This window comes from Paenisporosarcina sp. P4_E4_2 (assembly GCF_056401595.1).
Genome location: NZ_JBFUJC010000102.1, coordinates 1 through 9,451, shown reverse-complemented (window position 1 = coordinate 9,451; position 9,451 = coordinate 1). Strand labels below are relative to the sequence as shown.

Annotated in this window: 11 protein-coding genes; 9 read left to right on the top strand and 2 right to left on the bottom strand. The window is 38.2% G+C overall.

Annotated features, from left to right (window positions below; all coding sequences use genetic code 11):
* On the bottom strand, positions 1 to 1,824 hold a 1,824-nt coding region (locus AC1DSB_RS09245), incomplete at its 3' end, for an ABC-F family ATP-binding cassette domain-containing protein (RefSeq protein ID WP_477586539.1).
* 124 nt (positions 1,825 to 1,948) lie between these two features.
* Here AC1DSB_RS09245 and AC1DSB_RS09240 point away from each other — a divergent pair.
* The 3 genes from AC1DSB_RS09240 (at position 1,949) to tatC (ending at position 3,664) form a co-directional block, all read left to right on the top strand.
* Positions 1,949 to 2,602: a redox-sensing transcriptional repressor Rex gene (locus AC1DSB_RS09240; protein ID WP_477532512.1), complete on the top strand. Its 654-nt coding sequence runs from the start codon at positions 1,949 to 1,951 to the stop codon at positions 2,600 to 2,602.
* A 63-nt stretch (positions 2,603 to 2,665) separates the two neighbouring features.
* Positions 2,666 to 2,863 (top strand): twin-arginine translocase TatA/TatE family subunit, encoded by a 198-nt coding sequence (tatA, locus tag AC1DSB_RS09235; RefSeq protein ID WP_477532513.1) that lies wholly within the window; start codon positions 2,666 to 2,668, stop codon positions 2,861 to 2,863.
* Between the two features lie 21 nt (positions 2,864 to 2,884).
* Complete coding sequence (gene tatC / locus AC1DSB_RS09230; protein ID WP_477532514.1) at positions 2,885 to 3,664, top strand: twin-arginine translocase subunit TatC; 780 nt, start codon at positions 2,885 to 2,887, stop codon at positions 3,662 to 3,664.
* A 32-nt stretch (positions 3,665 to 3,696) separates the two neighbouring features.
* Here the strand turns inward: tatC and AC1DSB_RS09225 are convergent, their stop codons facing one another.
* Positions 3,697 to 4,428 carry a lysostaphin resistance A-like protein gene (locus AC1DSB_RS09225; protein WP_477532515.1) on the bottom strand — a complete coding sequence of 244 codons (732 nt, stop codon included), beginning with the start codon at positions 4,426 to 4,428 and terminating at the stop codon, positions 3,697 to 3,699.
* Between the two features lie 195 nt (positions 4,429 to 4,623).
* On the opposite strand from AC1DSB_RS09225, the gene groES reads away from it, so the two are divergent.
* The 6 genes from groES to AC1DSB_RS09195 all read left to right on the top strand — a co-directional run bounded on the left by groES (position 4,624) and on the right by AC1DSB_RS09195 (position 9,126).
* Entirely contained in the window at positions 4,624 to 4,908 is a 285-nt protein-coding gene (groES, locus tag AC1DSB_RS09220; RefSeq protein ID WP_016429475.1) for a co-chaperone GroES, read from the top strand.
* A gap of 31 nt (positions 4,909 to 4,939) precedes the next feature.
* The gene (gene groL, locus AC1DSB_RS09215) at positions 4,940 to 6,568 is read left to right on the top strand and encodes a chaperonin GroEL (RefSeq protein WP_016429474.1); all 1,629 of its coding nucleotides are present in this window, start codon (positions 4,940 to 4,942) and stop codon (positions 6,566 to 6,568) included.
* Between the two features lie 339 nt (positions 6,569 to 6,907).
* Positions 6,908 to 7,417, top strand: coding sequence for a DUF3189 family protein (locus AC1DSB_RS09210; protein ID WP_477532516.1), 510 nt, complete (start codon positions 6,908 to 6,910; stop codon positions 7,415 to 7,417).
* A 650-nt stretch (positions 7,418 to 8,067) separates the two neighbouring features.
* Complete coding sequence (locus AC1DSB_RS09205; RefSeq protein WP_342542902.1) at positions 8,068 to 8,547, top strand: DUF2975 domain-containing protein; 480 nt, start codon at positions 8,068 to 8,070, stop codon at positions 8,545 to 8,547.
* A gap of 10 nt (positions 8,548 to 8,557) precedes the next feature.
* On the top strand, positions 8,558 to 8,779 hold the full coding sequence (locus AC1DSB_RS09200) for a helix-turn-helix domain-containing protein (protein ID WP_016429471.1): 222 nt from the start codon (positions 8,558 to 8,560) through the stop codon (positions 8,777 to 8,779).
* A gap of 170 nt (positions 8,780 to 8,949) precedes the next feature.
* Complete coding sequence (locus AC1DSB_RS09195; RefSeq protein WP_016429470.1) at positions 8,950 to 9,126, top strand: hypothetical protein; 177 nt, start codon at positions 8,950 to 8,952, stop codon at positions 9,124 to 9,126.
* Positions 9,127 to 9,451 lie beyond the last annotated feature (325 nt).

The following is a 9,451-nucleotide window of genomic DNA, read 5'->3' as shown; positions in this document are numbered from 1 at the left end:
ATCTTGGAAAATGGCCGGGTCACATAATTTTTCTTCCACAGCATTAATTTGTTCCTCAATGGTTTGTAATTGAGTTTCAAGTTCTTCCAAGCGTCTTGTGATCTGTCGTTCCCGTTTCTTTGCCTCTTTATCGATGGTGGAAGTGGATTGCTTCGCCGTTGCAGCTTCTATTGCTTTAGGACCTGCTTGCTCAGCTCGAATTTCTTCTAACTCTTTTTTCTTTTCGACATAGTAATCGTAATCACCTAAATATTCAAAGGCACCATCACTTGATAACTCAATCACTTTCGTGGCAATCCGGTTAATAAAGTAGCGGTCATGTGATACGAATAGGATAGTACCGGGATAGTCGATTAAGGCATTCTCCAGTACTTCTTTGCTATCAAGATCCAAATGGTTAGTTGGCTCATCGAGAATCAAGGTGTTGGCTTTCAACATCATCAGTTTCGCCAAAGCAACACGCGCTTTTTCACCGCCTGATAATGAAGAAATCGATTTAGTCACATCATCACCACTGAACAGGAATCGTCCTAACACATTCCGGACATCTTTCTCATTCATTAATGGCCATTCGTCCCACAATTCTCTCAGTACGGAGCGAGTTCCCGTCAATTTTGCCTGTTCCTGGTCATAGTAACCGAATTGAACATTGGTCCCGTAATGTATGGATCCATCTATCGGTGGGATATCCTTAACCACCGTTTTCAGTAAAGTGGATTTCCCGACACCGTTCGGTCCGACCAGGGCGATGCGGTCTTCACGGAATACACGGAGGTTGACGTCCTGAGAGACAGGTTTCCCAGAATAACCGACTGTTACATCTTGCACTTTCAAGACGTCATTGCCACTTTGACGGTCAATAGAAAATCCGAAATTCGCAGATTTTTCATCCCCGTCCGGCGAATCCATCCAATCCGTTTTCTCCAATACTTTGCGACGTGACTGTGCCATCTTAGTCGTGGAAGCACGTGCAAGGTTACGTTGAACAAAATCTTCAAGTTTAGCTTTTTCCTCTTGTTGCTTATCAAATGTTTTCATATCGCGTTCGTACGTCTTGGCCTTTTCATCCAAGTAAGCACTATAATTACCTACAAAACGTTTCACTTTGTGACGGGAAACTTCATATACAAAGTTCACGACTTGATCAAGGAAGTAACGGTCATGCGAAACGATAAGTATCGCACCAGGATATCCTTGAAGATAACGCTCCAGCCAACTGAGCGTATCGATGTCCAAATGGTTCGTCGGCTCATCAAGAATCAGTAAATCTGGCTTTGTTAATAATAATTTAGCCAATGCCAGTCGAGTTTTTTGACCACCCGATAGCGATTGAATTGGTTTTGTGTATTCTTCAGGGAAGAATTGCATTCCGTGAAGGACGGAACGGGTATCCGCTTCATACTGATAGCCACCGGAGTCTTTGAATGCCACTTGTTTATTGTCATAGTCAGACATGATACGCGCATAAGACTCAGCGTTTTCATATACTTCGGGATTCGCCATTTGCTGTTCCAGGGAACGCAATTCTCTTTCAGCATCCCGGTGATGCTCAAAAATGGTCATCATTTCGTCCCAAATGGATAAGTCGGAGTCAATGCCTGCATGTTGTTCCATATAACCGACTTTTGTGCCTTTAGGAATGATGATTTCTCCAGAGTCATACGACATTTCACCTGCAATAATTTTCAGGAGTGTCGACTTTCCGGCACCGTTTCGTCCGACTAAAGCCACACGGTCACGATGGTTAATTTCAAGTTTGACACCGCTTAATATTTCATCGACGACAAACGATTTATATAATTGATTCACTTGTAAGACAATCATGAATTCCACCTCAGTTCTCACTTAGTTTAATGGATGCCAGGAACTCATGCAACGACTGAACTTTACTTCTCTCATTTACTCATGTAAGATGAAAGCGATTTCGCTTGAATGCAGGAGGAACGGCATGAAACAAGAACCGCTTAAAATTCCACAAGCTACAACTAAAAGATTACCTCTCTATTACCGATTCATCCAAAACTTCTCGAACGCAGGGAAGAAAAGGGTATCTTCACAGGAACTGAGTGAAGCGATGAAAATAGATTCAGCAACTATTCGCCGGGACTTTTCACATTTTGGTGCGTTAGGCAAAAAAGGTTACGGTTATGATGTGCCAAATCTGTTGGCATTTTTCCGTCAAACACTCGATCAGGATGAAGAAACGAATGTCGCATTAATTGGTGTAGGTAGTTTAGGGACGGCATTTCTGAAATACAATTTCCATAAAAATCATAACACCCGAATCGTAGTGGCATTTGATACAAGTGCAACGAAAGATGGGATGATTAGTGACATCCCGATCTTCGAGCCTAGCAAGCTAGAAGAAAAAATACAGGAATACGGAATCGAACTCGTGATTTTAACCGTGCCTTCAAGAGCAGCGCAGGAAGTAACGGACCGATTAACGAAAACATCCGTAAAAGGGATTTTGAACTTCACGCCGATTCGTCTGACTGTCCCTGATACGATACGTGTTCATACAATTGATTTGTCCGTAGAGCTGCAAACACTGATTTACTTCATTAAACAGGATGAAGAAACGTTCACACATAATTCATAGAAGCAAATAGCAAACTAAGCAAAAATGCGTTAAAATAAATATAGACACGAGGAGGTGCCTATCATGCCTACAGGTCCATTGAGTATTTTATTGATTGTGGTAGTGGCTTTACTTGTATTCGGTCCGAAAAAGCTTCCTGAACTGGGACGAGCATTCGGCAGTTCGCTTCGCGAATTCAAAAATGCAACAAGAGGTCTAGTCGATGACGACGAAGATGACGATCATAAAAAGAAGAAAAAGATAGAAGAAGAAGATAAGTAAGTACGTTAGGGTGTTTTTCTGATGGAAGAAAGAGACATGACTACAGTTGAACATATTATTGAATTAAGAAAACGACTGATGATAATCGTCGTTTTCTTTGTTATAGCAGTGATCATCAGCTATTTCCTAGCTGGCCCACTGATAGAATTTTTGCAGGTAAGTGAAGAAGCACGCAACATAACATTGAATGCATTTAAAATTACGGATCCATTTAAAATATTAATTTCCGTAATGATGGTTTTGGCAATAGTCATGACATCCCCACTCATTTTATATCAAATTTGGGCATTCATTTCTCCAGGACTCTATCAAAAAGAGCGAACGGCAACTCTTAGCTACATTCCGTTTATCTTTTTGTTATTTATAGCAGGGGTTTCATTTTCCTACTATGTCGTATTCCCATTTGTCATCCATTTCATGGCTGACTTATCAGCTGATCTGAACATTGTGCAGACAATCGGGATCAATGAATACTTCGAATTCCTGTTTCAATTGACCATTCCATTCGGTTTTGTTTTCCAAATGCCGGTTATCTTGCTGTTCCTGACCCGATTAGGGATTTTGACACCGATGATGCTGACCAAGTATCGCAAGTATATTTACCTTGTGCTTGTGGTGGTTGCGGATATTTTAACGCCACCAGATATTATGTCGCACGTTTTGGTTACACTTCCGCTCATCTTGCTGTTTGAATTCAGCATTGTCATAGCCAAAATAGGCTATCGCAAATTTATAAAGGCAGAAGCTCTTCAAAAAATCGAAGAAGCGAAACGCCAAAATGAAAGCCTTCCACCTCTATAATGGTGGAAGGCTTTTTGCTTTTAGTGCTTTTATTATTGTGAATTGGATAGTGATTCTAAATACTTTTGATAGCGTTCAATGTTCTCCATATTTAATTGAATCAATACAACAAACCCATTCAACAGCATATGGGAGATGATCGAAGTCAAAATTCGTCTAGTTTTATAGTATAAAAATGCGAATATAAATCCTGACACGGCATAGAGTAAAAGGTGTGTGAAATCAAAATGGATAATCGCAAATACGATGGCACTCACTGCACCTGCAATGAAGAAATTTGTTTTTTGGACAAGGTTACCGAAAATGACCCGTCTGAAAATCAGTTCTTCAAGAATAGGGGCAAACAAGGCAATCGCAAAAATCGCCATTGGCACTGCTTCGGCAATTTGTATTAGTGAAGCGGTATTTTCGGATCCCTGCTCGATTCCAAAGGATTGTTCAATAAGCGAGGCAATGGCTTGTCCGAAGAGTACCATAAAGAAACCGGCAATTCCCCAAAGAATCGAAGCGGGGACAGAACTCTTTTTACCCTTTAAGTGATTTAAAAAAGCACCATCTTTACGAATGATTAGTAAAACAATAAGTGTGGCCACTGCCATGCTCAGGAACACCCACCAGCCACTTGCTAACAACTTGGCTTGCTCGATTTCCATGCCTTCCCGACCTTTCAAATAGCTGAAAATGAGGGGAGCAAATAAGGCGCCAGACAGTTGCATTACGATGTAAACCAATATGAGATAAAACGCTGTTTTGTTATTTTTCACAGATAGTTTCCTTTCATCAAAAGAAGTTCTCTTCCTATTGTATTGTTTTTCGTGAGTCCTCGCAAAGAATACAAAAAATCTGTATGTTCCCACTTGCAAAAATGTGAGTGATTCATTATGATAGGAATTGTGTTAGCACTCAAGAAGAGAGAGTGCTAATAAAATAATTACTACCATTCAAGGAGGTTGTTTCACTTGTTAAAACCATTAGGCGATCGTATTGTAATCGAATTAATCGAAGCTGAGGAAAAAACTGCATTCGGTATCGTACTTCCAGACTCTGCTAAAGAGAAGCCGCAGGAAGGCAAAGTAGTTGCTGTAGGAACTGGTCGTGTACTGGATAACGGCACACGTGTTGAGTTGGATGTAAAAGAAGGCGACAAAATCATCTTCTCTAAATACGCAGGTACTGAAGTGAAATTTGAAGGTAATGAATTCTTGATTTTACGTGAAAATGATATTTTAGCAATTGTAGGCTAATACTTAAACATATTTTAGGAGGGTTTACAAAATGGCAAAAGAAATTAAATTCAGTGAAGACGCACGCAGTTTGATGCTTCGTGGTGTAGATAAATTGGCGGATGCTGTAAAAGTAACGCTTGGACCAAAAGGACGTAACGTCGTTCTTGAGAAAAAATTCGGTTCACCACTTATTACTAACGATGGTGTAACGATTGCAAAAGAGATCGAACTTGAAGATCCATTTGAAAACATGGGCGCTAAGCTTGTAGCTGAAGTTGCTTCTAAAACAAATGAAATTGCAGGTGACGGTACAACTACGGCAACAGTTCTTGCACAAGCGATGATTCGCGAAGGCTTGAAAAACGTAACAGCTGGCGCTAACCCAGTCGGTATCCGTAAAGGTATCGAAAAAGCGGTTGCTGCTGCAGTTACTGAGTTAAAAGAAATCTCTAAAGAAATCGAAGGCAAAGAATCGATTGCTCAAGTAGCATCTATTTCTGCTGCTGACGAAGAAGTTGGTCAATTGATTGCGGAAGCAATGGAACGCGTTGGAAACGATGGCGTTATCACAATTGAAGAATCTAAAGGATTCACAACTGAGCTTGATGTAGTGGAAGGTATGCAGTTTGATCGCGGTTACGCATCTCCATACATGGTTACGGATTCAGAGAAAATGGAAGCTATTTTAGAAAATCCATATATCTTGATCACGGACAAAAAAATCACAAGCATTCAAGAGATTCTTCCAGTATTAGAACAAGTGGTTCAACAAGGTAAACCATTGATCTTGATTGCTGAAGACGTTGAAGGCGAAGCTTTAGCTACATTAGTAGTGAACAAATTACGTGGCACATTCAATGCAGTTGCTGTAAAAGCACCTGGATTCGGCGACCGTCGTAAAGCTATGTTGGAAGATATCGCGGTTCTTACAGGTGGCGAAGTAATCACTGAAGAACTTGGTTTAGACTTGAAGTCTGCTAACATCACTCAATTAGGACGCGCAGCGAAAGTTGTGGTAACGAAAGAAAACACAACAATCGTTGAAGGTGCTGGCCAACCAGAAAAAATTTCGGGTCGCGTAAGCCAAATCCGTTCACAATTAGAAGATACTACTTCTGAATTCGATAAAGAAAAACTACAAGAACGTTTAGCAAAACTTTCAGGTGGTGTTGCCGTGATTAAAGTCGGTGCAGCAACTGAAACAGAACTAAAAGAGCGTAAACTTCGCATTGAAGATGCACTGAACTCTACACGTGCGGCTGTTGAAGAAGGTATCGTTTCTGGTGGTGGTACTGCACTAGTTAACGTCTACAACAAAGTTGTGGAAGTAACTTCAGATGCAACAGGTGACGTGGCAACTGGTGTGAAAATTGTTCTTCGTGCTCTTGAAGAGCCAGTTCGTCAAATCGCAAACAACGCAGGTCTTGAAGGTTCAATCATTGTGGATCGTTTGAAACGTGAAGAAATCGGTATTGGTTTCAACGCAGCAAACGGCGAATGGGTGAACATGATGGAAGCGGGTATCGTGGATCCAACTAAAGTTACTCGTTCTGCACTTCAAAACGCAGCATCTGTAGCAGCCATGTTCCTAACTACTGAAGCAGTAGTAGCAGAAATTCCAGACAAAAATGCAGGCGGCGGTATGCCTGACATGGGCGGAATGGGCGGCATGATGTAATATAGTCTCGAAAAAGTTGATATATCAATGCTTTTAAGACTTGAAAGTTTTTGGTGCCGGAATGGTGCCGTGATTTTAATTCGTAGTTGATTTTGAGAGGCTTTTCATGAGTTCACTGAACTTTTGAGAAGCCTCTTTTTTTCTATCCTTAGTTATGTGTAGAAATTAAAAGGAACTTCAACCCGGACGTTCCTTTTATTTCGCTCTCAGAATATTAAACGCAGCATAAGCTAGCGTTGCTTTTTATGTAAATTTATTAATTGTTAATCAAAAGAATTGAGTTTAGATTTAGATTTAATGCCCATAATAATCTAAGAAAACAATTCAAAGGATGATATCGTGATTTATATATATAATGACTATGGTGGAACTCATACTACAGCTCTGGCAGCGGCATATCATTTAAAAGAAATTATCCAATCAGAACGAGAACTGACAAAAGAAGAAATATTAAGTGTAAACTATTTCAATAAGTTAACTAAAAAGGATTTTGGAAACATCATTTTCCATGGGATAGATGAAAATGGAGACCCAGTGTATACAATAGGTCGGAAATCTTCTAAACTTGTTGTTCCAGCAATGAAAAATTTAATTTTATTGATTCAAAGTAAACATCAATTTCATGAACAAATAATCTTCTCCAATACATCACCAACTGTACCATTAGCGATGTCGATTGGGGGTTTTTTTTCTAGAGGATTAAAAATTGATTTTATTGGTGTGCCATTATTAGTTATTGGTGCAAAACAATGTTGTGATAATATTTTTCGGTTGGTAGAAAATACAAAACAAATAGCCCAAAACAATAAGGATCAAGTAATTGTTTTAGAAAATAACGAATATAAGTAAAACTTTTTAATTCTATTTATTTCTGTTATAAAAAAATTCTTTAGCATGTAAGAGATTGTTTGTTTACAGTAGGAACATTATGCGCAACATCGCTAACACCGATTGAGGTTTATTTTTTATGCTCATTATTAAAAGGAATCTAATACCTCAAGGTGAATTTATACTTAAGTAATTAAATCGAGGTGTTTAAATTGAGTGATGAAAGCTTTATGGTATAAGTTAATGATGGTTATTACAGCTACAAGTGTAACTTTTATATTAGGACTAAATATGGATAAATATGGAAACTATATTGCTCTGTTCTTAAGTTCTATTCTTACAGTATTGACTACAAAGGATCAGTTTCAACAATTCACCACTAGACATCTTAAGTTAGGTAGAAGAGCAGCGGATATTGTAATGTAATTTTGCTAACATAGTGTATATGACTAGAGGCTTCACATAAATTGTTCAAGTTTATGTGAAGCCTCTTTTTTATTTCTTTAGCTCGAATACTGATGTCATTCAAAGGGGAATGCTTTTTCATTGTCTAAAATTAAAGGAATATTTATAATACAGCAAGAATAGAATTGGAAAGGATAATAATTTATTGTGAAACGATAAATATCCTGTTAAAATCAAATTGAAGATAAATAGGAGAGGTGCTTTATATGAAACGAGAAACACTCTTTTTAAAGGTAGTTATTTTTCTTATGGGAATTCCGATTCTTGCTTTATGTATATTTGTGTTGCCTGAGTTCGCTGACCTTTACACAGAATTCGAAAATGGGCTGGCTTATTTGCAATATCCTGTTTTAATCTGTATGTATGCAACGGCGATTCCGTTTTTCTTCGCTCTGTATCAGGCTTTAAGACTTTTAAGCTATATTGACAAGAACGAAGCTTTCTCGGAATTATCTGTAAAGGCTTTAAAGAATATAAAATACTGTGCAATCACAATCAGTATCTTATATGTGGCAGTATTGCCAGCCATATTTCTCGTAGCAGATTCAGACGATGCCCCTGGACTCGTAGTAATCGGAATGGTCATTATTTTTGCTTCAATTGTGATTGCAGTCTTTGCTGCTGTTCTTCAAAAGATATTAATAAATGCCATAAATATAAAATCAGAAAATGATTTAACGGTCTGAGGTGAGTAAAATGGCGATTATAATCAATATTGATGTGATGTTGGCTAAAAGAAAAATGAGCGTAACAGAACTTTCGGAGAGGGTTGGAATCACAATGGCTAACCTTTCTATATTGAAAAATGGAAAGGCAAAAGCAATTCGATTATCAACTTTAGAAGCTATTTGTAAGGCTTTGGACTGTCAGCCTGGGGATATTTTAGAATACAAAAGTGACATAGACACACTGGGATAATAAGATTAGAAAACAAATTTAATTAACTAACGAGATGCGTTGATCCAAGAAGGATTAACGCTTTTTTGTTGAACTTATTCAACTAACGGGGCAGTTTACTTCAATAAGCAAGAATGAACTTTATAGTGAACGGTAACGTCATTTTATTAAGTTAAACGAGGGGGGAGATTATGGGCTTTTGGTATTTCTTAATATTATTTGTAGGATTATTTTTAGTAGTTAAGGGGCTACTTGGGAATAAAAAATTTAGCTTGGTATTTGTAGGACTATTATTTATTTCATTCTCATTATTTATGTTTTCTCCAGGAAGTGCTGAAATTATTTCGGAATTATTCAATTTGAACTAAAGTGTACAATAGATTTTAGACTGACCACTTATAGGTATTTTTACTAACGGATGTAACGGATGCTTTACTTCAATAAGGAGTGAAGCCTTTTTTCTTATTGAACTAACGGGGCAGGTTAGTTKAAGAAGCGTATTATGGTTGAACTGCGAACTAATTAAATACTGTTATACGTCAAATAAAATAAATGCTACCGCCAAACCATTCGCCATTGTGTGAATAGATGCCCAAAGAGCATCCTGATGAACCCCTTTAACTTGGTTTTTTGAAGGTTTGGCAATCCGAATTGTATCTATATAAGAAACAATCAATAACGAAACAACTAAGA

Bases quoted from the DNA above. Each gene is read 5' to 3' on its own strand.
- AC1DSB_RS09240 (WP_477532512.1), top strand. From the start codon at position 1,949: ATGAAACAAGAACCGCTTAAAATTCCACAAGCTACAACTAAAAGATTA.
- AC1DSB_RS09205 (WP_342542902.1), top strand. From the start codon at position 8,068: ATGAAACGAGAAACACTCTTTTTAAAGGTAGTTATTTTTCTTATGGGA.
- AC1DSB_RS09195 (WP_016429470.1), top strand. From the start codon at position 8,950: ATGGGCTTTTGGTATTTCTTAATATTATTTGTAGGATTATTTTTAGTA.
- groL (WP_016429474.1), top strand. From the start codon at position 4,940: ATGGCAAAAGAAATTAAATTCAGTGAAGACGCACGCAGTTTGATGCTT.
- tatC (WP_477532514.1), top strand. From the start codon at position 2,885: ATGGAAGAAAGAGACATGACTACAGTTGAACATATTATTGAATTAAGA.
- AC1DSB_RS09200 (WP_016429471.1), top strand. From the start codon at position 8,558: ATGGCGATTATAATCAATATTGATGTGATGTTGGCTAAAAGAAAAATG.
- tatA (WP_477532513.1), top strand. From the start codon at position 2,666: ATGCCTACAGGTCCATTGAGTATTTTATTGATTGTGGTAGTGGCTTTA.